Here is a 24,911-nt window from a genome sequence, read left to right as displayed (position 1 = left end):
GGAAGCTTCACTGGGTAATTAAGCTTTCCTTACTCGCTAATTGCCAATTACCATACCACGGAAATGTTTGAATTTCATCACATTTTTAAAATCATAAACAAACAACTTCAAAATGTGTATAAACAATATAAAAACGTAAATAAAAAATGAAACATTTTATTCAAAAAATTGTTTAGGTAAATTATTATAAATCACACTTATTCAACCATAATATTTACATCTATTATTGAAAAATTAACATTTTAAATATAATGTAATTTACTAAAAATATAAAAAACAAATAAAGTTGTTCAAATAATTAAAATTTACTTGCAAGAAAATTATCAATTATTAAATAACTAATTCGAATAAGTAGAAAATATTGTAGAATAAAATCCACACTTTGAGTGTTTACTCCACACTTAATTATTTTCTTTTAACAAAGAATAGTCTTGCCTTAATGAAAGCAAGACTATATACAAATGGTATGGCATTGTAAATAAATTGAATAAAATCCAAGCTAAATCGATAATATAGACTATTAAATAAAATCAACTAATAGTTCATTGTACTTATCAAGGTTAACAAATACTGCTCCGTTTGAACCTGCCATTAAATCCTATCAAAAAGCGCTCCCATGCGTTTTCTTACCAAAAACAGTTAAATAGATTATTTTAATATCTAATTTCATTGACCAGTTCTCTAGGTACCATAGATCATGAGCAATCCTTTGCTGCTTCTGCTCATCAGTTTCTGTGGGGCCTCTCCAGCCATTTACCTGAGCCCAACCAGTCACACCTGGTTTAAAATAATGTCTTACCATTGCTTTATCAACGCTCTCTTGAAATTCTTGATTTAGAAAAGTTCTGTGAGGTCTCGGCCCAACCACACTCATATCTCCCATAAATACATTGGCAAATTGTGGTAATTCATCAATACTATACTTTCTCAAAATCCTACCTATTCTAGTAATCCTTGGATCATCTTTTACCGTAGAAGCGGTCCCTGAAGTATCATTGACACTCATGGTTCTAAATTTGAACACTCTAAACGGTTTTCCTCCCTTACCTATTCTGGTTGGACAGAAAAATACGGATCCTGGGGAATCCAATTTTATCAATATGGCAATCACCAAGAATATCGGAGATAAAAACAATAAGACTAAGCTAGAGAAACACCAATCAAAACACTCCTTGACGAAAAATGACAACTTATCATCTAAAGGCATTTGTCTGACGTTTACCATATCTAGACTTCCCCGCTTGGTTACTTTGTAACCAGACCCCAATAAATCTTGATAATCAGGCACAAACTTGACCCTTGTTCCGTGATAGTCAGCTGTATTTAGAATTTTCTTAATTTCCTCAGAACACTGAACAGGCAATGCAACAATAATCTCATCTACCTGATTGTCCTTGATATAATCCCCCATTCTATTAACATCGCTCACATAAGGCACACTAATATCAGCTGCCTCAGCTTCTACAAGAGTATCATATTTCACTAACCCCTTAATATTGTATCCTTTTCCTGGGTTCTCATTATAATAGGAGTTCACTTTCCCAACCATATCCCCTACTCCTGTTACTAAAACATTCTTACCGGCCCCTCCATTATTTTTCAACCTATTGATAACACTTAGGATAAAGAAGTTAGTTACAATACCAATTAAAGGAAAGCCTATAGAAAAAGACAGTACAACTTTTCTAAAAGTCGGAGGAAAGGTGAACACTAGGTATATTATACCTAACATTATAACCAAAATCGCACTTGATTTTAAGTAATTCATTATCCGACTACTAAAATCACTATTAAAATCAAAGTAGTACAATCTTCTCCACATTACGATAACAAACCATAATGAAGTTAAAGCAAAAAACATAATCCAATCAAGGGTTTGGAATCCATTTTCTTTATACAAATAAATGGAGACTAGAAATGTTAATCCTATGGTTAGGACATCCCAAATCAAGAAAAAACCCGCGACAATTTTATTAGAACTATTCATAATAATGTCTGTAAAAATTTATTAATCCTTTAAACAAATTCAGTTTTAATCATTGAAAATAAAAGACAGTTTAAACTACTGCTGAGTATGGCTATTTAGCTTTAACTAGGCTTTCATTACCGTATAAATTCATTCATACACGTTTCTATTACGTTCATTACGGTTATTTTGCAGTTTATCTATATCACAACCTACTGACTGACAGTATCTTATAACTTTTATGCTAATTTAAATGATTCACAACTACAATGCAAACAAAATACATATTAATTATTTTAAAAAGCATTTTTTAATATTCAAAAATGAATGATCTAATTATGTAAGTGTATTGCACAAGAACCAAAAGCAATTAATATCATTTGCATTTCTTCAAATTCAATTAATATTTAATTCACAAAAAATTTAAAGGTAAGAGCAAATAAACTTGCCATAACAAGGTGGTTTTTAACTAATAAACACATACTTTTACATATAGTTTTAACTCTTTCAGATCGTAAATTTTGCATATTATGGTAAAAGTAGTCTTAATAGATGATGACCCTATCAGCATTTTTGTTACTGAAAGTCTTATCGCCCGACATATAAAAATGCCCTGTCAAATTTTTAAATTTGGTGGAGCGGCTGAAGCGTTGGGTAAAATCAATGCTATTAATCCCAACTATTTGTTTTTGGATCTGAACATGCCAGAAATGAGCGGCTGGGATTTTCTGGAAAGATATAGCTGCGATCAACAAAAGACTGAAATTTACATTCTATCTAGTTCCATAGACCAAAGGGATATCAACAGGGCCCATTCTTATAATCAAGTCAAGAGGTTTTTAAGCAAACCTTTGGTATCGAAATACCTAAATAAAATATTCAATTGACTTCCAGCATTTTTGAAAAACACCTATTGTATCGAATAATTTTTTATTGTAAATAGCACAAACAATCCTGCCTAAATTCATTTTAAAATATAACATTATGGCAAGAGCATCAGACAACTATTATGACGAATTTGACGACTTCGAGGAAGACGAAGAATTCATTACCGACTTTGAAGAAGATGTTTTCGAAATTGATGATGACGAAGACCTGGTAGATGAAAGTCTTATTGACTTTGATCAGGATGACCTAGAAGATGCATTCGAAGAAGACTTTGACGACTTCGATGACGAAATTGACTAAAAAACATTAAACTGGCTTGTGTTAACCACACAAGCCAGTTTTTTTATTGATCACTTTGTACTATGTTTTTGAGGTGTTAAATTGCGCAAAAATTAAGACCATCATTTAAACATTAATAACATGTTGCTAGAAATATTCAGTTCTCCTTTGGGCTCTGGTGCCCAACTCTTTTTATTGATTGTTTGTGTACTTATTGGAATTGGAGCAGGTGTTTCCTCTGTGGATGTTAGGAATACTCTTTTCAAAGGAGGAAAAAAAGACAAATAATCCAGCTTAATGATATCATAAATAAAAGGGAACCAATCGTGATTGGTTCCCTTTTATTTTATCTCACATTCCCCATCAATTTCCTCAGTGGTTTGCTGATCAATAGCAATAAAACACCAGCACCCATCACGGTCATGACAATCATCATATATTGGTCTGGCATCTGGGAAATTGCTTCTTCAGTTCCACCACTAGCCTCTCCAGCTATAATACCCGCAACCAGATTTCCCAAAGCCACAGAGATAAACCACATTCCCATCATTTGTCCTTGGAATTTCTTAGGAGCCAATTTTGTGGTCAAACTTAGACCAACAGGGCTTAAGCTCAATTCACCAAAAGTGTGGAACAAATAAGTAAACATTAACCAACTTGGAGCAGCTAATTGTCCTGAAGCTGCAATTTTTGCAGCAAAATACATTACCAAAAAACCTACGCCCAAAAGAATCAACCCAAATGCAAACTTCATCGGTGAGCTAGGCTCCAAATGTTTTTTCGCCAACCAAACCCATAAAGCAGCAAATACAGGAGCGAAAATTATAATAAACATCGAGTTGGCTGATTGGAAATAACCTGTAGGAATTTCCCAGCCGAGTATTGTTCTGTCTGTAAACCTTTCAGCAAATAAATTCAAAGTAGAACCAGCTTGTTCAAACCCGGACCAAAACAATGCTCCAAAGCATAATAGAATAGCAATCGCAAGCACTTTTCTCTTTTCATCCTTACTAATTCCACCAAAAAATATCACATAAATAAAGAACAAAACAGTTACAATGCCAATAACGGTGTATGAAGCCTCTGCAATAGCTGATGCATTTATGGAAATCACATCTTGAAACATTAAAAATACGAGTGCAGCAATAACAACTACGGTAATACCAGTAAACAAGCCCAATCTTTTCCTGCTGGCAATTTCTTCAGGTGATTCTGCAGGAGCCAATTCTCCCTTGCCCTCTAAGTTTCCAGCGGTGAGTTTATACTGAATTAGCCCCAAAACCATTCCAAAACCTGCTACGCCAAAGCCCAAGTGCCAATCTATCTCTTTGAATGAGCTACAAATAATAGGGGCAATAAAACCTCCAATATTGATTCCCATATAGAAAATTGAAAAACCCGCGTCTCTTTTGGAACTCCCCTCATGATAAAGTTGACCTACAATAGAACTGATATTTGGCTTTAACAAACCTGTCCCTACCACGATCAGAATTAAACCTAAGAAGAATGAGGTCGTATCGAGTGGTGTCAGTGTCAAAGAGTCCCCATGTCCTTCCCCAAACAAACTTAAAATACCAGGCAAGCCCATCGTAAAGTGACCCAAAGCTATGATAATACCACCATACCATACAGATCTTTTCAGGCCAAAGAGCCTATCTGCTAACCAACCTCCTGGAAGTGCTAAAAGGTAAACGCCCATGGTATACAAACCATAGATAGCTCCTGAAGTCTTATCATCAAAACCAAGCCCTCCTTCAACTACCGCGGTGGTCATAAATAATATTAAAAGAGCCCTCATGCCATAATAACTAAAACGTTCCCACATTTCTGTGAAAAACAAAGTCATTAAGCCTTTGGGATGGCCAAAAATTGATGGCCCATCAAACCCTTTTTCTAAATCTGTATTGCTTGAATCTTCGTTTTTTAACATTTGGGTATATAATTCCTGAATTAAGTTTATTATTAGAAACTACAATGATAAGAGATTTTTTCATAATGTATTCATAAACTTAGTCCTGAATTACTAAAAGAGTTAATCGTTTTAGGCATCAATCAGGTACAAATTCCACTTATTTCAAGGCTTAACAATTACTTCTTAATTTCACCAAAAACCCCTTCGAAATCGTTTGAAAAAGCACATTTTTAAACAATTTCTAATAGTGAGTCTGACAAATCCTCCTATATTTGTACCAATACCTTTTTAGTATAACCCAAATAGCTTTATTGATTTATGATTAACGCGAGCCAAACCCTTAGCAAGGATTTATCTATTTCAAAAAAGATAAATCAAGGACTAATTAAACTTAATCTCAGTCCATCTGAATTAATTGAAGAGGCTTTGACCAACCACGAAGGCAGCCTCACGGATGTCGGGGCACTGATGGCTGACACAGGCCATTATACCGGCAGATCACCCAAGGATCGATTTATTGTTGAAGATGAAATAACAAAAACCTCCATTTGGTGGGGCAATATCAATCTTCCAATTTCTGAACAGCACTTTGAAAACATCTACCATAAGATGTTGGATTTTCTCCAAAACAAAACGCTCTATGCAAGAGATGCTTTTGCTGGGGCTGACAGTAGGTACAGGCTGAACATCCGTGTTTACAATACATTGGCATGGCACAACCTTTTTTGCTACAATATGTTTTTGCGACCAAAAATAGAAGAACTGGATGATTTCGATCCTAACTTCACAATTATCTGTGTCCCGGAATTTGAAGCAGACCCATCCTTAGACGGAACCAGAGGAAAAAATTTCACCATTATTAATTTAAGCCAAAGAATTATCCTGATTGGAGGAACAGCTTATGCAGGTGAAATCAAAAAAGGAATCTTTTCCGTTTTAAACTATTTACTTCCCTTAGAAGAAAAAGTATTGTCCATGCACTGCTCCGCCAATATAGGCAGTAAGGGCGATACGGCAATCTTTTTTGGCCTTTCTGGAACTGGCAAAACCACACTTTCGGCAGACCCTGAGCGGAAATTAATTGGGGATGATGAACATGGATGGACCAACAATGGTATCTTTAATTTCGAAGGAGGTTGCTATGCAAAAGTCATTGACCTTTCCCGAGAAAAAGAACCTGAAATTTGGGATGCTATTAAGTACGGTGCCATTATAGAAAATACCAGGTTTATGCCTGATACCCGAAAAGTAGATTATAGCAATAGAAGTGTCACTGAAAATACCAGGACTGCCTATCCGCTTTTCCATATAAGAAATGCTATCAATCCACCTTTGGGGACTATCCCTCAAAATATTTTCTTCTTGACAGCAGATGCATTTGGGGTCATTCCTCCGATTTCCAAACTCAACCCTAGCCAAGCCATGTACCATTTCATTTCAGGGTATACCGCTAAAGTAGCAGGAACAGAAATGGGAGTTTCTGAACCTCAAACCACCTTTTCTGCTTGTTTCGGGGCAGCATTTTTGCCCCTGCATCCGACCTATTATGCTTCGCTTTTCGGAAAAAAGATGAAAGATCATAATGTAAATGTGTGGCTTGTCAATACAGGATGGACTGGTGGCCCTTATGGTGTGGGGAGCAGAATGAAGCTTTCATATACAAGAGCCATGATCACAGCCGCGTTGGAGGGAAAATTGGATAATGTATCTTTCAAAACGCATGAAACATTTAAAGTAGCCGTACCTCAAATATGCCCAAATGTACCCGAACACATCCTGAATCCACGGGATACTTGGGAAGACCAATTAGCCTATGACCAAAAAGCGGCTCAACTAGCAGCCGAATTCATCAAAAACTTTGAAAGATATGCAGATAGTGCCTCACTGGATATTCTAGCGGGTGCGCCTCAAGCATAAAAATAAAGCCGGCAAAATGCCGGCTTTATTTTTTTTAAACCTCGGGTTTATCCAAGCCATTCTCCCGCTCGAATTTATTTCTTCTTATCTCAAACCGTTCCAATTCTTCGTCCAACATATCAAGGGATTCACTATACCTTGAATATAGATCACCCATATTTTTTTCCATATTAGAAAAATTAAACTCCATTGCATCGAGCTGTAACTGCGATGCCTTCTCAATCAGTGCCACTTGACTGTGTTTTAGGTCATCCAAAAGTCTCAATGCCCTATCCATTTTCTCTAATTTCTCTCTGTTATTCATGATTAAATTAGTTTGGTTGAATATAATTTAATCAAAAAAAAGACCAATTTGAATATTTTATAATTTTACCACTAATCATATTGTACATTTTCATTAGGCATTTTTGGTCCATACCCTGCTTAAATGCCAAGTTTTGCTATATTTGCATCAAAAAATAACAATATGAAAACGGCTGAAATAATCACAGAAAAAGGTACGATGAAAGTTGAGTTTTATGAGAAGGATGCTCCTAAGACTGTAGAAAACTTCATCTCTCTATCTGAAAAAGGGTTCTATGACGGACTGACTTTTCACAGGGTAATTCCAAACTTTGTCATTCAAGGAGGTTGCCCCAACGGAACTGGAGCTGGAGGACCTGGCTATAGTATAGATTGTGAACTCACAGGAGACAACCAATACCACGACAGAGGCGTTTTATCCATGGCTCATGCTGGAAGAAACACTGGAGGGTCCCAATTCTTTATTTGTCACAGCAGGGACAACACCTCCCACTTGGACAGAAACCACACTTGCTTTGGTAAAGTCGTTGAAGGATTGGATGTAATCGATCAAATCAAACAAGGTGATAAAATCGAAAAAATTACTATTTCTGAAGATTGATATTAACATTCTTTAGCAAATGGCGCTTTCAAATCATGATTTGAAAGCGCCATTTTTTTTACCCCGGACTTACGCGGTAGGATTCGTTAAGAGTTCTGAAAATGCAATAAAATCAGGCTTGTTTGGAGACTTAAGCATAGTAACGCTATAATGTTGTCGAAAACAGCAGCATAGCGACTGATCTTAAAACAGTTTCAGGATGCAATAGATTTTCTATTTTAAATTTCGGGTTTAACTAAACAAGATACCGGCAATAGTGGCTGTCATCATGCAAGCCAAAGTAGCGGCCATTAAGGCATGCATCCCCAACTTAGAAAGGTTCCCCTGCTGATTGGGAGCAATACTTCCAATCCCTCCCACCTGAATGGCAATAGAACTGAAATTAGAGAAACCACACAAAGCATAGGTCGCAATAACAATCGATTTTGGTGAAAGCGAATCAGCATTCTTCATTTCCGAAAGTCCCGAATAAGCGACAAACTCATTGATAACCGTCTTCTGTCCCAACAAGGAACCTACCTGAAGCGTATCCTGCCACTCCACTCCCATTAGCCAAGCAAAGACCCTAAAGATTTGACCTAAAATATACTCCAAAGAAAACCCTTCAAACTGGCCATTGGTTGAGTTCACTACATACGCATTAAGCCCTAAAAAGTCTCCAATAACACCTGAGAGAATATAGTTCAATGCGGCAATCACAGCAATAAAAGCCAATAGCATCCCCCCTACATTCAATGCTAGCTTAAGTCCATCTGCTGCACCAATCGACATTGCGTCAATTAAATTCACGCCTAAGCCTTCTTCATTGACCACCAATTTATCATTCAATCCTTCTTTATTCGTTTCAGGTATAATAATCTTGGAAATAACAATCGCAGCAGGTGCGTTCATAATACTCGCTCCCAATAAATAGGAAGCAAAACGACTTTGTTCCGCTGGATCATCCCCTCCCAGAAAGGCCACATAAGCGGCCAGCACCCCTCCTGCTATGGTCGCCATACCTCCAGTCATCAAACACATCAGTTCTGACCTGGTCATTGCCGGAATAAACGGTCTCACCAAGAGTGGAGCCTCGGTTTGACCCAAAAAGATATTTCCTGCAGCGGACAAACTTTCCGCGCCGGAAAGCCGCATGGTTTTGGACATCACCCATGCAATCCCGTATACAATTTTTTGAAGGACACCGAGGTAATAAAGTCCAGCCGAAACAGTAGAAAAGAAAATAATCGTAGGCAAAACCTGAAAAGCAAATATTGTCCCAAAGGAATCTGTTGCCAGATCACCAAACAAGAAGATGGCTCCAGCTTGGGCAAAACTCAAGAGCTTGACAAACCCTCTGCTAATAGTTGAAAATATATTTTCAACAAACTCAACTTTAGTGATCAAAAAGCCAAATACAGCCTGTAAGATCACCCCAATCCCGACAAGCTTCCAGTCTATTGCTTTTTTGTTGGTGGAAAAAAGGAAGGCTACTCCCAAAAGTGCGATGATTCCTATCAAGCCTCTGATATAATCCATAAGCAAATAAAGTATTCCAGTCTAAACAACTGACAGTAAAACCAAACTACAAACAGTAAATATAATCGTTTTTATAGATGGAAGGGCAATAAAAAAACCTGAGCTTAAAACCCAGGTTTAATTTTTTAGTTTAATTTCTCCGATTTATTTCATCTCTAATCCTTGCAGCTCTTTCATAGTCCTCACTATTGATGGCTTTATCCAACATCTGGTTCAGCTTATCCAAACTATAATCTTTCAATGCCTCATGTTGCTGTGACTTTGCGGGACTATTCTTGCTCTTTTTGCTCGCTTGGGTCTCAGCCTCTTTGGACTCATCTTCTTCATTGAACTCAATGGCTGCTTCAGACATCACTTTTTGTTCGCAGTAAATCGGTGCATCAAACCTTACCGCAATGGCAATCGCATCAGACGGTCGAGCATCGATTTCTACGGTTTTCTTTCCATCCTTGCAGACAATCTTGGCATAAAAAACCCCTTCCCTCATGTCAGAAACAAGAATATGATCAACAGAGAACTCAAAATTAGAAGCAAAAGACTTGAATAAATCATGGGTCATTGGCCTATTGGGCACAATCTTCTCAATTTCAATGGCAATAGCCTGGGCTTCAAACATACCTATCACAATAGGTAACCTTCTGGTACCTGTGGTTTCGCCCATAACCAGGGTAAAAGACCCTGACTGAGAGTGATTGGATGAAAGACCTAATATTTCTAATTCTACAGTATTCTCCACTAGCTAGCTATTTACTTTATCGCCTTGACAGCTTCAGTTAATTTAGGCAAAACTTCAAAAGCATCCCCTACAATTCCATAATCTGCTGCCTTGAAAAATGGGGCTTCAGGATCTTTATTGATCACTACAATATATTTAGAAGCATTGACTCCTGCAAGATGCTGAATAGCACCTGAAATTCCAACCGCTACATACAAACTCGGTGCAACTTTCACACCTGTCTGTCCAACGTGTTCATGGTGAGGTCTCCAACCACTGTCCGAAACTGGCTTGGAGCATCCAGTAGCCGCTCCCATGGCCTTAGCCAAATCTTCAATAAGGTTCCAGTTTTCCGGTCCTTTCATCCCTCTACCACCAGATACAATAATATCTGCTTCAGGTAACGAAATCTCATCTGTAGCTTTATCAGTAGAGGTAATTTTAGCAGCAAAATCCGAATCTGATAATGTCACTTCCAATTTTTCGACCGGAGCATCGGCTCCATCGACCTTTAAGGCAACTGCATTTTTCTTTACAGCAAGAATTTTATTGGCAGTGGTAATTTCTGAATAAGCAAACGCTTTACCGGTATAGATGCTTCTCTTCACTTTATAACCACCATCTGTTTCAGGCAATGCTACCACATTGGACACTAGGCCAGCATTTAGCTTTATGGTCAATCTAGCAGCTACAGCATCTCCCAATGAAGACTTGGCCAGTACCAAAGTGTCTGCCCCTACTTTTTCAAAAGCCTGAGCCACCACATTGGCATGAGCCTGAATGATGCCTGCATTGAGCTTATCATCTTCTACCTGCAATACTTTAGCAGCACCGGCACTACCTGCCTTTGCAAGTGCCCCTTGGTCTATTGTCCCTAAAGCCACTGCAGTAACTTCCTTTCCTTCTTTTTCAGCTAAAGCTTTGGCATAAGATAACGCTTCCAAGGATGTTTTTTTAACAGCACCATCCGCATGCTCGATATATACTAAAATAGACATATTACACTCTTTTAAAATAATGGGAATTAAAGCACTTTCGCTTCATTTTGTAAAAGTTGGACCAATTCTTCAACATTGTCCTTATCAATCAGCTTCACTGCTCCTTTAGCAGGAGGAAGCTCATAAGAAATGGTTTTAGTGGCAGCGTCCTCACTGACAGCTTCCACCACGTTCAATGGCTTGGTCCTGGCAGACATGATCCCTCTCATATTAGGGATTTTCCACTCAGCAATAGGCTCTTGACAGCCAGCCACAAAAGGGAGATTTACTTCCAAATATTCCTTCCCTCCTTCTATTTCTCGGGCTAGTTTTGCTGTTTCTCCTTCAAGGTCTAGTTTCATCACTGGTGAAATAGATGGCATTCCCAACATTTCAGCTACCATCCCATGCACCATACCACCATTAAAGTCGATAGATTCTCTTCCCATTAAAATCAAATCATAACCACCTTCTTTGGCATAGTGGGCGATTTGGTTGGCAACAAAAAGTGAATCTGAAGGAAATGCGTTGACTCTTATGGCTTCATCAGCACCAATCGCCAAAGCTTTCCTTAAGGTTGGCTCAGTTTCGGCCTCTCCCACATTCAACACAGTAAGGCTTCCCGATGTTTGATCACGGAGCTCTACCGCCCTCGCCAAGGCATAGTCGTCATATGGTCCAATGATGAACTGAACACCTGTTTTATCGAATTGGGTATTATTGTCAGTAAATTGAATCTTGGATGTTGTATCCGGTACGTGGGTAATACAAACCAGAATTTTCATATATATTATTTTATTTATTTTCTATAAATTTCCCGTGAATTTAAGGAATCCAACTATAATTAAAAAACCTATTTATGAGCAATTCCTCCCGAATTGAGCAACTGTTACAATTTGCAAAAGAAGAACCAGACAACCCATTCAACCTTTATGCATTGGCCCTGGAATACCAAAAAACAGATCCTAACCAGGCGGTTGGTTATTTTGAAAAACTGCTTTCAGAACATAGTGATTATCTACCTACTTATTATCACGCCGGAGCCTTATTCACTGAATTAGAGGAACTTGAAAAAGCAAAAGCAACCTATGAATCTGGCATCCAACTGGCTGACAAACAAGAAAACCAGCACGCTTTGAGAGAGTTGAAAAATGCCTACCAAAACTTTCTGTTTGAAAATGACCTGGGCTAAACCAGGCATTTTACTTGAAGTCAATCAATTTTGACTACCAATTTTCCTGTTTGTTTTCCCGCTTTCATTAATTCAAAAGCTTCCAAGGATTTTTCAAGTGGCCGGACAGAATCTACCAATGGAGTGATTTTTTCTTCGTTTACGAATGCTACCATATCCTTGAAATCCTGATCACTCCCCATCGTAGTCCCTTGCAAGGTCAGTTGATTCCAAAAAATCCTTCTTGCGTCCAACATGGGTGGATTCCCTAAAGTAGCACCATAAAAAACCAATTTTCCTCCTGGTTTTAAAAGCTTAATCAAATCAGGAAGTGTATCTCCCATGGCAGAATCAACAATCAGGTCGATCCCTCCTGTTTGGGAAAGAGCATCCTCTATCCAAGACTCTTTTTTATAATCAAAGCCCTCCTTGACCCCAAAGTCTTTTGCTTTGTTTATCTTAGCCTTATCACTGCTACTCACATACACTTCCGCACCAGCCGCCACAGCAAATTGGGCTGCAAACTGCGCGACACCTCCACCAATTCCAGTTACCAATACTGTCAACCCCGGCTGTAACTGTCCATGATAGAAGCAAGCCCTGTAAGCCGTCAATCCTGCCAATGGTAAAGCCGCCGCTTCTTCAAAGCTTAAATGGGAAGGTTTTTCACACAACCTACTGGCCTCTACTTGTACATATTCTGCTAAGGTGCCATTGGATGGCATCCCTAGGATCTGAAAATCTTTTGACTGAACCTTCTGATCCTCTCCCCAGAACTTAGCAGCATTGATAATCACTTTTTTTCCAAGCCATGACGATTCAACATCTGAACCTACTTCCACCACTATTCCAGCCCCATCAGAACCCAAAACTACATCATTACTGATATTGGGATACCTGCCCTGTCTGCACCATTCATCCCTGTGATTCAAAGCTGCTGCCTTTAACTGCACTTTCACATCATTTGGTTTCAAGTCAGGCATACTCACTTCTTCCAATGAAATTCCTGAGGGTTTATCAAGGTTAAGGGTGATGGCTCTCATTGTATCAATTGTAACTTTTATGTTCTAATTTTTTCAACGTTTTTTTTAAAATGGTGCAGGCTCATTGCTACCCAATCCTCCTGGGAAAGCATCATCTTCATCCGGTCCATTGGCTTTACTTTGGATCCTGATCATATTGGAATCATCAAAGCCTTTTCCACCTGCTGCTGATGGGAATTTATTGCCATACATGGCCTCCTGGGCTTGCGACTGATAAGGAACGTTGAGCTCAAGGTCAGCAAACTTGGTATACTTACCGATAAATCGAAGTCTTACCGTTTCCAAAGAACCACTACGGTGCTTAGCTATAATTACCTCACCAGTTCCCAAAGTACTGTTTCCTTCCTCATCTTCATTGATACCGTAATATTCAGGACGGTAAAGGAACATTACAATATCCGCATCCTGCTCGATCGCTCCAGATTCCCTCAAATCGGAAAGCTGAGGCCGCTTATCTCCTCCCCTGGTTTCTACTGCCCTGGATAGCTGAGAAAGTGCAATCACAGGAACTTCAAGTTCCTTGGCAATTTTCTTCAATGCCCGAGAGATACTTGAAATCTCCTGCTCCCTATTGCCACTGGCACTTGACTTTGAATCCCCTGACATCAGCTGCAAGTAATCGATCACAATCATTTGGATATCACTTTGCGCTTTCAAACGACGGCACTTGGCCCTTAATTCCAAAATGGACAGTGCTGGGGTATCATCCACAAACAAAGGTGCCGAGGAAAGTTTGCTGGTTTTATGGATCAACTGCTCCCACTCATAATCAGCCAGATTACCCTTTTTGATTTTTTCTGAGTCCAGCTCAGCTTCAGAGGATATCAAACGGTTTACCAACTGAACCGCCGACATCTCCAGAGAGAAAATCGCTACGGGACGGCTATGGTCCACCGCGGCATTTCTAAGCACCGAAAGGACAAAGGCTGTTTTACCCATGGCAGGACGAGCCGCAATAATCACCAAATCGGATTTTTGCCACCCAGAAGTTACCCTGTCCAAGGCTGTAAAACCACTTGGAACCCCTGTCAGTCCATCTGCCAGGTCTTTCTTACCTTCCAACTCAGTAATAGCTTCCCGCATAATGGACTTCATGTCCGCATAGTTTTTACGGATATTATTTTCGGAAATTTCGAAAAGAGAGGATTCCATCGTGTCCAATAGCTCAAACACATCGGTGGTTTCCTCATAAGCTTCACGCTGTATCTCTGAACAGATCCGGATCATATGGCGCTTCATCGCCTGCTCGGTGATGATTCTCGCGTGGTATTCAATATTGGCCGCGGAGGATATTTTGGAAGTCAATTCCGTAATATAAAAAGCGCCACCTGCTATTTCCAGTTTACCATTTTTTCTCAGCTTATTCGTAACAGTCAAAAGATCGATAGGCTCACTTTCATTAAAAAGCATCAAAATCGCATCATAAATCTCTTTATGGGCATCCTTGTAAAAACTGTCTGGCTTCAGAATATCCACCACAGCCGTGATGGCTTCTTTTTCAAGCATCAAAGCCCCCAAAACTGCCTCTTCCAAGTCAATTGCCTGAGGGGGGATCTTCCCTACCCCATTGACCAAACCAGCATCTAAACTGTTTTTTCTTCTGTACGGTGTACGTTCTCTTCCTGTGGTATTTCCTTCTGCCATAGTAACAAATGTAGCTCCTTTGAACCAAAGATTTTAAACAATTTATTCACTTGCTTATCAACAGGCTACTTAAAGTATTTACGTTCAAACACTTGCACTTATTACACCTATCAATTTAAAGTTTCAATTATTATTTTCAGGAAACCACTTGATCGAAGTAGGCTTAAGTATTCATTTCATTATTCCTGACAGATTACTACTAAAACTAATGTATCCATATTAAGTTTTTCTCGGGATAGAGAGTCCATCATCACACATTCAATATAGTACTTTGAGAACCTCACAACCCTTACTTGCTAAAATACCGTGATATTGGTATTTTATTACCCGTTGATTATCAATACCTTTACAACATCAACATTGATAAACATGGCACATTAATGAACCACCTAATGAGTTGATTGCTGTACAAAATTTTTAACAGGGCCCATGCCCCATTTATGATTGAACCATGAAAACCTTAACTAAAATTAAATTCCTAATCATTGTTTTAATTGGAGGATTTATAGCTGTCTTTCCTAGAGAGGCTAAAAAAATTTCCTATAGAACCCACCAGGTAACTTATGCCATTGGTAACCAGATTTTAGAAAACACACAATTGCTTTCCGCATCTTATGAATCAGATTGCGATTGCTTAAATGAGGATCCGAAAACGCTGTTTAATGCCATTAGCAACTCAAAAGCTTCTAAAAATAAGCTATTTCAAAATGAAAAAAATACTCTATGTGTCATAAAAGCTCCTTCCTATTATTCTTACGAATCAAAACTTACTCCACAAATCAAGTTGCTGTTCAAAAATATTTGCAGCCAAATGAATCTTAACCTTCAATGCTAACTTTTTCAAACCAAGAAAAGGTCTTAGGCTCACTACTTTAAAGTGAGTTTAAGACCTTTTTTCTATACCATTAGCTATTTAGCTAAACCCAAAAACCTATTGTCCTAAAACGCAAAAAGCTATGAAACAAAATCCCATAGCTTTAGTCAATTAACAATAAACCCAAAATAACCTGCTGTAGGAGAAGGACTCGAACCTCCACGGGGCAGTTAGGCAAAACACGAGCTCGATATTTGCTTTTTCCATTGATCCCCACCCCCGAGACAGGAGGGCTTGTCTGCCAATTTCAACACCCTACAGTGTAGTATAAATACAAAACTTAAAATCTTTTACTGTAGTGCTAAAGTCAAAACAAGTATTATTTGACCCCGAGACAGTCCCGATAGCTATCGGGATGCCAATTTCAACACCCTACAGTATATAAAGACCTTTTGTCTTTTTGTTTATATTTCAAAGGTAATACATTGATTTATAAATTCAAATTTTATCAACAAAACAGCCAAATATTTACATAATATTTAATTTAAAAATAAATTTATTGAATAATTAATAAAACAGATAGAAAATATCAAGTCACAATTGCTAAAATTTTAACAAGAATATATAAATAGCCCTAAACAAGCGCTTAACCACCTTTTTCAGTAAATCAAAACTATACCTATGTTCATGAACCAGCCCATTCACCTGATGTTCATTGGAATTGTTTAGTAGGCCTGTAGTAGTTTATTTAATTTGGTTAAGCCTAATCAACGTACTTTCTGGATAGCGAGCGCTTAAACACTTTGTTTTCTCTCACGCATACTTCCTATCAAAATCAAAGGAAAAAGCATATACAGACTTTTCATCCGCATCATAATTCCCAAGTTACCTAGGGTATTTGCATAAAGCAGCGTGGTAACTAAAAATAGTAAAATGCCAAACTTCATCAAGAAGGGTGCCGCTGTCCAATTGGCTAGCTTTGTTCTAAAACTCACAGCAATAAGCATTAAAATAAAAACTGCATTTTCCATAGAGGCGATATGAGTACTCCAATTATAGGCATCAAAAAATAATGGCCTAAACCAATATGTCCCCAATCTTTCTACTAAAGAATAATTGGACATAGGCACCCTGGATCCTACTCTCTCACTTGAAAGCATATTAAACTGTCTGCCAATAAATGAATGAATGCCCTCTATATCAAAACTATCCACTCCAACATGCACAAAAAGTAAAGGTATCGCCCCTAATGAAAGAAGCAAAAGTCCTCCTCCAATTAATTTTCCCTTCTTAAAGCTAGAATCAAAGAAAACGGCGGCCATACCCAGACAGAAAATAAATACCCAAGCCAAATAGGGACGCACCATGAAAACAAGGGCCGTTGATAGTACTATGTATGTAAGGCTCCTTCTATCCAAGCCCCACAAACATAAGGCTAGGCTAAAAAAACACAAAGCTTCTTTACCAACTCCAGCAGTCCAAAAATGTAGATTGGGAAGATACAAAAGCAGCACAGCCCAAGGAACACCAAAAATAAATTTAGCTGTTTTGAAATGTTTGTACAGTAATAAAAACAAATACCTAAAGCCCAAAAAACCAAGCAAACTGTACAATAAATTCCCTGTCAAAATATCCCAAGACAGGTAGGAAGAGGGGATATAATTGAGCCAATACATAAAAGGATAGCCTATCCCAAAATAATCCCACCATCCTTGGGCATCAGGGTTGGCCAGTGGACCATTCAAATTCCAATATGCAACAGCATCACCGCCATTGGCTTCGACATATTGGTGATAGATAAAGGCAAAAATCAATTGAATTACAAGAAGAGAATGTAGATGCCCCACTGCTTTAGTAGGGAGAATTCCCTCTTTCCCCAAACGCCAATTTGAAAACACCAATAACAGCAGAAGCAGAAAAACAAAGAAGTACTGTAGCATATTGACTTAGGGTATTAGCCTTTTGAAAACCTACTGAACGCACTTTCATAGTCAAAGATACTTTTCTCTAATGTAAAGTGAGCTAACGCAAACTTTTTGATTTCATTTCGGTCTATAACAGACATATCCTCTATCCATTTCATTGCCTGAGTTACCCTATTTGGATCTTCATGATCATAAAGGTGCACAAAGGACTTTTCTTTCAGTAGCTCCTCTGTATCTCCAATACCTTTGCTGGCAATTACCGGAAGTCCCATCATCAAGTACTCCCCCAATTTGATAGGAGCAACTCCCCTCATGCTATAAGTCGGCAATCGCAATGAAAATGCAAGGTCGGCTGCAGAGAGGTAAGCTGGTATACTCTTAAAGTCTGTCTTGTAAACAATAATTTTATCCGAGATGGACTTAGATAAACGTTTATTAATATAATCTAAATGATTTGTCAGGATCAAAAATCGACATTGGCTATTTTTCTTTTGATAAGCCTCATAAAGCACCAACATTTCTTCTAAAGCATATTGCGGCCCTAAAGAGCCCACATATACCCATAACTTATCTTTCTTCTTCAAACCTAGGGACAGGCGAATGCTAACTCTATCTTTTTCGCTATATGAAAAGTCACTTTCCTTTCTACCATTGCTCACTAAACAAAACTTCTTACGGTACTGCTCACCTAGGCTATCTACATAGTGGTCTATAGCTTTTTGTGTTCTTGCCAACACTACATGTGACCGAAGCAATATTTTTCTCTCTTGGGATTTTAAAAACCTGTACTGATAATCAGTTTTAACCAGTGAGGTAAAATCCAAACGTTCTTCCAAAGGCAGCCCATCAGCGTCAAATATCACCTCCACCCTGTTCTTTTTTAGGCTTGGCCAAAGGATGTTCAGCAACATTCCTGGCATGGTGCTTCTTGCCATTATCAGGTCAATCTTCTTTGATTTAACCAGTTGCATGACCTTTTTCCTTCCCTTTCCCATAGCCAACACGGTTCCCAATATTGGATGCAAATTCCTTTTAATAGGAATATGCTCATATATCATTCCATGATACTCAACCATTTGCTGAAGTTCATTTACTTTATCAGCGCTAGCCCAGGAAAATTGTAATACCATGCATTGGATATTTTCCTTTTCACAAAGTCCGTGAAGAATGGGCAAAAATAAACTCTCAAGATAATTCGTGTTTCCACCATCCCATGTAATAAATAGAAGCCTTCTATAGGAATGTCCTTTAGGTTGACACATATTGTTTCTCGTCTGGTTTTAGAAAAGCGATTATTTTGAAAGTAGCTCAATTAGTTAGAAGCCTATCAAGGACTTTACCTTTTTCCAATTGTGCTGGAGAGTATATTTCTCTTCCACTATTTTTCTACCTTCCTGTCCCATTTGAGCCCTAAGAGCAGGATTTTCGATTAATTTTTTTAAATAATGCTCCCAATCTTGATGGTCATTTGCCCAATATCCATTATGGCCATGTATCACCACCTCTTTGTTCATCCCAATTGGAGAAGCAATAACAGGTAGACAGCATGCCATATATTGTATCAGTTTATAAGCACATTTCCCTTGCTCCCAAGGGGTATCCTCCAGCGGCATTAAGCCAATATCTAAATCCCTGATCAGTTCTACCTCTATATTTTCCGACCAAACTAGGTTTTCTTCAATAGACTTCAAACCTATGCCTTCACCATGGGCAATGATGCAAAGTCTAATATCAAATTGCTTCATCAACACTTCAAACACAGGCTTCAGCCTTTCTAAATACTTTAGCGTAGTTGGAGAGCCTACCCAGCCTATCTTAATAGTTTTTGAATCTTTTTTGGGAAGGACTGGATAGCGGTGTAAATCAATTACTGTGGGCAAAACGGTGACTTCTGCAGCTCCAGACTCTTCAGCTGTTGTAGCCAAATAGGGGTTGCCCGCCCAAACTTGGTTACCCTTGGCCATCACCTTATCAATTTTATTTTTTAATATCCCCCTCCACCAAGAACCTTTTCTATTATAATGATGAAAGATAGCATCATCATAATCCAAAATATAATGCGGACCAATCTTATAGGCTATTTTTTCAAAAAAATAGGGCAAATAAGGGAAAAGCTCTTTTTCTATGACAACCCAGTTATATTTTTTCACAGTCCATAACACTTTCCACCTTTCAAAATAACACCACAATACATTTCTTTTGCTAATATTACCATTGTTGTACAACTCCCTTAAATATTGTTCATTGAATAGGGGCTTGACCGTGAAAGAAACCCCTTTTTCTTCCCACAGAGGCAAATACTGATAGGTTCTCAAGCGACTACTTGCTCCTAAACGTGGATACTTTGGAAGAAAAAGTACATTTTTCTTTTGGCCTTTGTTCACGTAATCAGCTGATTAATTATTTTTTCTACGATTATAAATTCCAAAACGATGAGGCTTCAAACCTGGTTTTTAGCGGCTTCTTTCTCTGCAATGATTGCCTTTCTTCTTTGGTAAAAATGCTGCTTTTCCATAAATCTCTGATAGCGGAGCTTTTTATTATAGGCAATTAAAAAGAAAATAAACAATACAAAATAAATCATCATCATGTTTTTCATTCGCATAATCACCCCGAGGTTACCCAAGCTATTGGCAAAGGCCAAGGTCACCGGAATAAAAGTCACAAAACCCACTTTCAAAAATACCGGCATATCCCTAATCGCTTCAGTAGTCCAGTTTCGAATGATAAAAAAGCTCAACCATAAATAAAGTGCATTTTCAATTGAACTTAAAAATGACATGATATTATGGGCATCAATAAAAATGGGGCGATAGAGATAGGTAAAGACCTTAAAAGGAAGTGGGTAATTGGACATATCTACACCTGACCCTACATTTCCACTACTCAAATTCTTCATTTTAGTACCAGTATACGATTCCAAACTTTCCATAGAAAGCTCATCTAATTTAATAACTTCTAAAGTATGTGAGCTTAAATAAATTGTTCCAAAAAGTGCCAAAACACCCAAAGACACTTTATACTCCCTTCTCATTTCGGAACCAAAGATAATCGCAATCGCAGTGCCTCCTATCAAAGCTTGCCCCATGTGGGGGCGGGCCATGTAGACAAAAAAGAAAGCAAGCAAGCCTTGCCACCACCGGCTATCATATTTCTGTATAGCGAACATAAACCAGGCAATGGCCCAAAAGCATATCGAATCCTTTCCCACTCCTGCGGTCCAAAAATTAAAGTTGGCCATATAGAAGATGGTTGGGAAAAGTGGGATGTTCAGCACTTTATGATTCAGGGGAAATAGTTCGGCCGTCATCACAAATAGGTATCGGACACCTATAAAACCTAGAAATCCGAATAAAATATTACCTGTCAGGTAACTTAAACCCAATATTTTGCTAGGGATATAACATAACCATAAAATAAAGGTCGTGCTCTCCCCAAAATATTTCATCCAAGTCTCTTCACCATCGATCAATACTTGCTGCATCCCCAGCCGCCAATACCCTTGGGAATCTCCCCCAAAACTCACTATGTACCAGGTAAAAAAAAGACTAAAAAAAAGATGGTAAAACAATAAATAATGAAGATGTAACTGGTACTTGTAAGACAAACCAAACTTCTTCGCCATACTTTGGTTCGTATTGACCAGGAATATCAGACAAACTATAATGAGGATGAAGTCAAGCAAATGGTTGTTTTTAGTTGGTTATGTAATTTTACACTAAAGATAAGGAGACATTTCGACAAGCCATCCCCTTCAGGAGGTAAACTCAATGTATTCAGCTTCCCTATCTTGATCTTCTCCTTCACGGGGAATTAGAGGGTAATATCTTTCTTCTTCAACAAACTCAAATACAAATCCTCTACCTCCTTCACATATCTTTCTGCGGAATAATGTTTTTGTGCCCGCTCATAACCGGCTTGGCCCATCTGCTTTCGAAGGGCTGGTTGTGAAATGAGTTGCTGTAACTTTTCAGCAATGGCACGAGGATTATAGGGAGGAACTAAAAATCCGGTTTTCTGATCAACCACTACATTTTGAAGCCCACCTACATTTGTCGCAATAACCGGAAGGCCATGCATCATGGCTTCTGCAGCCACTAAACCAAATCCTTCTCTTGATGATGGAAAACAAGCTATATCCATCAGATGGTAAAACTTAGATGTGTCAAACTGATATCCAGTAAAAATTATTTTATGTTTGATATTAAATTCCTCTACTTTTTGTTTGATTTTGTGTTCATCTTTTCCAACCCCTACAATAATTAGTTTTAACTGATCAGAATTAATATAACTTACTGCTTCTATCAAATCTGTAACCCTTTTGTGATCATTAAACAACCTTCCAACAAACCCCACCAAAATATCTTCATCTTCTAGACCATATTCTTTTCTAAGTAAAATTTGAGTATTAAAATTTTTCAGAATTGGCTCATGAGCAGAATTGTTTATTTGCTTAATCTTTGAGCTACCTATTTTGCTTTTTTCAAAAAGGTACCTTTCAACATTTGGAGAAATAGCAACTATTCTGTCTGCAACTTTTACAAAATTTCTTAAAAGCCAATTGGCTTTTTTAGATCTATTTTGAGGATCAGAGGTCTCTTCCAAAATCACCACTGGTACTTTTCCCAGCTTTCCTCCAATGGCCGCCATGGACATCCCTTCAAAAATGGCCCCATGAATGATATGTGGCCTGAAGTTTCTAATCACTTTAAGCACCTTTTGGTGCTTTCTCCATTCAAACGGATGTTTGAAACCTCCAATTGGGATCAATTCTACTCCTTCCTTTTCTAATGCTTCAGCTATTGCCCCTCCCTTCCAGGTACAAATAATTTTTAGCTCATATTTTTCCTTATCCAGTCCTTTAGCCAAAGTCAGGCGGGTCTGCTCTACTCCACCCGAAGAGATGGTTTCTATGCAATGGAGTATGCGGATTTTTTCTTGAGGCATGGATTTAAGTTTAAACGTCATTGAGTAGTATCCTTTACAGCGAAAACTGTGGCAGTCTCACCTTTGGAAGGCAAGTCCTTCCTGTGTATGAGATTTCCTGCAGGCAGGCTTTATCTTTATTCTTCTGCCTCGTAATGATAACAAAACGTCGTCGCGAGCGGTCAGTGGAATCGACATGACCTCCCATTTCGAGCACGCATAGCTTCAACATCATTATTCTGGCCTATCTAAAGAATAAAGCAATGCTATTTCCTTTGCTTCAATAAAGAACGATACAAACCCAAGAGTGCCCTGACATGATTTTGTACCGTGAATTTTTGAGCTTCTTTTTGGGCACGTTGCCCCATTTCTATCCGCTCCCCTTTCGTCATTTGAAGGAATTGGAGCATGGCATTTTCTATCGATTGGGGATCGTAAGGGGCTATAACTTTCGCAGAGTTACTTTTACCAATGATTTCAGTAGCACCGCCAACTTTAGTGATCACTGAAGGTAAACCTGCCATCATGGCTTCCGATAGAGCTACTGAAGATCCCTCTGAAAAGGAAGGCAGTAAAAAAACATCGGATTCACAAAGAAATTGAGTGATGTCAGCTTGGTAACCTAAGAATTCCACACATGATCCTATTCCAAGCTTCTCTGCCAATGACTTCAACCTCTCCTTTTCTTCCCCCTCACCTACAATCCTTAATCTAGCTTGATAGGAAGTAGTATGAATGATATTAGCTAGGGACTTGATTACTGCAGGTATATTTTTGATAGGAGAAAGGCGGCTAATCATTACGAAAGTAAAATTATTCTTTTCTCCCTTTTCAAGTATATTTTGACAGGTCAATTGAGCAGGATTATAAATTATTTTTGCCTTTTCAGGCACAATTTCCCTTTTATTGACAATATTTTGCTTTACAGCTTCTGAAATGGTGATCACGCTGTGGGCTGTACTGTACACTCCTCTAAAGATCCACGTCCAGGCTTTGTGATGTTTAGGAATGCCGATTTCTTCCCCAATTCTTACTGGCACTCTTGCGAGACGAGCAGACAATAAGCCATGAAAATTTGCCTCAGCACCTGCTGTGTGAACTATATCTGGTTTGTTTGTCTTTAATGATTTTTTCAAATCAATTATTAACTTCCAATTGGGAATTTTGGGGTTTCTGCTCCAAACCTTTACCCGAATGCCCAATTGACTCAATTCTTCTGCTACTTTCCCCCCTTTGCCCAGTGACCAAACTTCCAATTGTACCTCAGGATGATCTTTCATTCCATAGGCTACCAATTGAGTCACCTTCTCTATCCCACCGAAATCCAGCTCTGTAAGAATTTTAATAACTTTCATGAATAAATATGGCGGAAACAAAATTTCATGTAATTCCTAAACTGCTTGGAAAGCCAAGCCTTATTGCAAGCATGATGCAAGCTTGCAAAAGGTAAATAATAAAACCCTTTTACTAAATAATTCCTTGATTTAAGACGAGACAACAAATTACTTATCGGCTCTTGATTGTCTTTTCTTTTAAAAAATGAAAATAAGTTAAATAAGACCCATCGTTCTCTAAAATTATAAAATCCCCTTCTTGTTTGTAGATTCATTTCTTGGGCCAATGTCTCGTATTGATTCGAAAATAGTTTAGGCATTAGGGTTTCATCCAAAGCGTAGGATTTAGAAGTTGCTGCTTGAAGATCCGATTGATTGTAAAATACCAGTTTATGATCGATATAAATTCCTGTGCCAAAATACATATAAGCCCTTAGCCATACATCAATATCCTCTCCTAATTTCAACTTTTGGTCAAATCCTGGCTGGTTTTCAAAAAACGTTTTCTTCATCACTGTGGCCGAGGTAAAAAAAAGTGTATTTTTTATGGCTTCTTTCCAGTAATCATTCACAAAACGACTTCGAATAGGCATGGAAAAATTCAATTTGTGAGCATCGTATTTCGTACCAATAAGTCCAATTTCCGGATGCAGTTGGATTATACTATCCACCACAGCAAGGTATGCTGGATGCCAATAATCATCTGCATCTAAAAAAGCTATGTAGACCCCACTTGCTTCAGCTATTCCTGCATTTCTGGCTACAGAAACCCCTTTGTTCGATTGATGCAAAACCTGAATCTGATCCTGGAATTTATGAGTAACCATCTCCGCTCCGCCGTCAGTAGATCCATCATTTACCACAATAACCTCAAAATCTTTAAAAGATTGCTGCAAAACAGAGTCTATGGCCCTACAGATATATGGGGCTTTATTGTATAATGGAATAATTACAGAAAACATTATTCTAGAAGTGAGA

Annotated in this window: 23 protein-coding genes; 7 read left to right on the top strand and 16 right to left on the bottom strand. The window is 38.3% G+C overall.

The window, feature by feature from the left end; translation table 11 throughout:
* Positions 1-601: 601 nt before the first annotated feature.
* A complete protein-coding gene (locus tag JL001_RS14105; protein WP_200977077.1) occupies positions 602-1,987 on the bottom strand; it encodes an undecaprenyl-phosphate glucose phosphotransferase in 1,386 nt (461 codons plus the stop codon).
* Between the two features lie 509 nt (positions 1,988-2,496).
* Here JL001_RS14105 and JL001_RS14100 point away from each other — a divergent pair.
* From JL001_RS14100 to JL001_RS14090, 3 genes are all read left to right on the top strand, one after another.
* Entirely contained in the window at positions 2,497-2,853 is a 357-nt protein-coding gene (locus tag JL001_RS14100) for a response regulator (protein WP_200977071.1), read from the top strand.
* Positions 2,854-2,950: 97 nt separating this feature from the next.
* Entirely contained in the window at positions 2,951-3,154 is a 204-nt protein-coding gene (locus JL001_RS14095) for a hypothetical protein (RefSeq protein ID WP_200977069.1), read from the top strand.
* Positions 3,155-3,274: 120 nt separating this feature from the next.
* The gene (locus JL001_RS14090) at positions 3,275-3,421 is read left to right on the top strand and encodes a hypothetical protein (RefSeq protein WP_200977067.1); all 147 of its coding nucleotides are present in this window, start codon (positions 3,275-3,277) and stop codon (positions 3,419-3,421) included.
* Between the two features lie 58 nt (positions 3,422-3,479).
* Here the strand turns inward: JL001_RS14090 and JL001_RS14085 are convergent, their stop codons facing one another.
* A complete protein-coding gene (locus JL001_RS14085; RefSeq protein WP_200977065.1) occupies positions 3,480-5,063 on the bottom strand; it encodes a peptide MFS transporter in 1,584 nt (527 codons plus the stop codon).
* A 300-nt stretch (positions 5,064-5,363) separates the two neighbouring features.
* Between JL001_RS14085 and pckA the strand changes: the two genes are divergently transcribed.
* Positions 5,364-6,962, top strand: a complete 1,599-nt coding sequence (gene pckA / locus JL001_RS14080; RefSeq protein ID WP_200977063.1) for a phosphoenolpyruvate carboxykinase (ATP) — start codon at positions 5,364-5,366, stop codon at positions 6,960-6,962.
* Positions 6,963-6,996: 34 nt separating this feature from the next.
* Here pckA and JL001_RS14075 read toward each other — a convergent pair whose 3' ends face one another.
* Positions 6,997-7,266, bottom strand: coding sequence for a hypothetical protein (locus tag JL001_RS14075; RefSeq protein ID WP_200977061.1), 270 nt, complete (start codon positions 7,264-7,266; stop codon positions 6,997-6,999).
* 162 nt (positions 7,267-7,428) lie between these two features.
* Between JL001_RS14075 and JL001_RS14070 the strand changes: the two genes are divergently transcribed.
* Positions 7,429-7,866, top strand: a complete 438-nt coding sequence (locus JL001_RS14070; protein ID WP_192011343.1) for a peptidylprolyl isomerase — start codon at positions 7,429-7,431, stop codon at positions 7,864-7,866.
* 231 nt (positions 7,867-8,097) lie between these two features.
* On the opposite strand, the gene JL001_RS14065 is transcribed toward JL001_RS14070, so the two are convergent.
* The 4 genes from JL001_RS14065 to JL001_RS14050 all read right to left on the bottom strand — a co-directional run bounded on the left by JL001_RS14065 (position 8,098) and on the right by JL001_RS14050 (position 11,861).
* A complete protein-coding gene (locus JL001_RS14065; protein ID WP_200977059.1) occupies positions 8,098-9,384 on the bottom strand; it encodes a NupC/NupG family nucleoside CNT transporter in 1,287 nt (428 codons plus the stop codon).
* A gap of 130 nt (positions 9,385-9,514) precedes the next feature.
* Positions 9,515-10,120: a bifunctional nuclease family protein gene (locus JL001_RS14060; RefSeq protein WP_192011341.1), complete on the bottom strand. Its 606-nt coding sequence runs from the start codon at positions 10,118-10,120 to the stop codon at positions 9,515-9,517.
* A gap of 11 nt (positions 10,121-10,131) precedes the next feature.
* On the bottom strand, positions 10,132-11,097 hold the full coding sequence (locus tag JL001_RS14055; protein ID WP_200977058.1) for an electron transfer flavoprotein subunit alpha/FixB family protein: 966 nt from the start codon (positions 11,095-11,097) through the stop codon (positions 10,132-10,134).
* A gap of 26 nt (positions 11,098-11,123) precedes the next feature.
* The gene (locus JL001_RS14050) at positions 11,124-11,861 is read right to left on the bottom strand and encodes an electron transfer flavoprotein subunit beta/FixA family protein (protein WP_200977056.1); all 738 of its coding nucleotides are present in this window, start codon (positions 11,859-11,861) and stop codon (positions 11,124-11,126) included.
* A gap of 74 nt (positions 11,862-11,935) precedes the next feature.
* Between JL001_RS14050 and JL001_RS14045 the strand changes: the two genes are divergently transcribed.
* The gene (locus JL001_RS14045) at positions 11,936-12,268 is read left to right on the top strand and encodes a lipopolysaccharide assembly protein LapB (protein WP_200977054.1); all 333 of its coding nucleotides are present in this window, start codon (positions 11,936-11,938) and stop codon (positions 12,266-12,268) included.
* A 20-nt stretch (positions 12,269-12,288) separates the two neighbouring features.
* On the opposite strand, the gene JL001_RS14040 is transcribed toward JL001_RS14045, so the two are convergent.
* Positions 12,289-13,290 carry a zinc-binding dehydrogenase gene (locus JL001_RS14040; protein ID WP_200977053.1) on the bottom strand — a complete coding sequence of 334 codons (1,002 nt, stop codon included), beginning with the start codon at positions 13,288-13,290 and terminating at the stop codon, positions 12,289-12,291.
* A 45-nt stretch (positions 13,291-13,335) separates the two neighbouring features.
* Complete coding sequence (dnaB, locus tag JL001_RS14035) at positions 13,336-14,934, bottom strand: replicative DNA helicase (protein WP_200977051.1); 1,599 nt, start codon at positions 14,932-14,934, stop codon at positions 13,336-13,338.
* A 451-nt stretch (positions 14,935-15,385) separates the two neighbouring features.
* Between dnaB and JL001_RS14030 the strand changes: the two genes are divergently transcribed.
* Positions 15,386-15,769 (top strand): hypothetical protein, encoded by a 384-nt coding sequence (locus JL001_RS14030; protein WP_200977048.1) that lies wholly within the window; start codon positions 15,386-15,388, stop codon positions 15,767-15,769.
* Positions 15,770-16,542: 773 nt separating this feature from the next.
* On the opposite strand, the gene JL001_RS14025 is transcribed toward JL001_RS14030, so the two are convergent.
* From JL001_RS14025 to JL001_RS13995, 7 genes are all read right to left on the bottom strand, one after another.
* On the bottom strand, positions 16,543-17,688 hold the full coding sequence (locus JL001_RS14025) for a hypothetical protein (protein WP_200977046.1): 1,146 nt from the start codon (positions 17,686-17,688) through the stop codon (positions 16,543-16,545).
* A 14-nt stretch (positions 17,689-17,702) separates the two neighbouring features.
* Positions 17,703-18,935: a glycosyltransferase gene (locus tag JL001_RS14020; protein WP_200977044.1), complete on the bottom strand. Its 1,233-nt coding sequence runs from the start codon at positions 18,933-18,935 to the stop codon at positions 17,703-17,705.
* 54 nt (positions 18,936-18,989) lie between these two features.
* Positions 18,990-20,057 carry a glycosyltransferase family 4 protein gene (locus JL001_RS14015; protein ID WP_200977043.1) on the bottom strand — a complete coding sequence of 356 codons (1,068 nt, stop codon included), beginning with the start codon at positions 20,055-20,057 and terminating at the stop codon, positions 18,990-18,992.
* Positions 20,058-20,113: 56 nt separating this feature from the next.
* Positions 20,114-21,298 carry a hypothetical protein gene (locus tag JL001_RS14010; protein ID WP_200977041.1) on the bottom strand — a complete coding sequence of 395 codons (1,185 nt, stop codon included), beginning with the start codon at positions 21,296-21,298 and terminating at the stop codon, positions 20,114-20,116.
* 188 nt (positions 21,299-21,486) lie between these two features.
* The gene (locus tag JL001_RS14005; RefSeq protein ID WP_200977039.1) at positions 21,487-22,620 is read right to left on the bottom strand and encodes a glycosyltransferase family 4 protein; all 1,134 of its coding nucleotides are present in this window, start codon (positions 22,618-22,620) and stop codon (positions 21,487-21,489) included.
* A 245-nt stretch (positions 22,621-22,865) separates the two neighbouring features.
* Positions 22,866-23,954 (bottom strand): glycosyltransferase, encoded by a 1,089-nt coding sequence (locus tag JL001_RS14000; RefSeq protein WP_200977037.1) that lies wholly within the window; start codon positions 23,952-23,954, stop codon positions 22,866-22,868.
* Positions 23,951-24,895 carry a glycosyltransferase family A protein gene (locus tag JL001_RS13995; RefSeq protein WP_200977035.1) on the bottom strand — a complete coding sequence of 315 codons (945 nt, stop codon included), beginning with the start codon at positions 24,893-24,895 and terminating at the stop codon, positions 23,951-23,953. Before JL001_RS13995 ends, JL001_RS14000 begins: the two co-directional genes overlap by 4 nt.
* Positions 24,896-24,911 lie beyond the last annotated feature (16 nt).

Origin of the sequence: Echinicola sp. 20G (assembly GCF_015533855.1) — a bacterium.
Taxonomy (GTDB): domain Bacteria; phylum Bacteroidota; class Bacteroidia; order Cytophagales; family Cyclobacteriaceae; genus Echinicola.
This window is presented reverse-complemented; position numbering and strand designations above follow the sequence as displayed.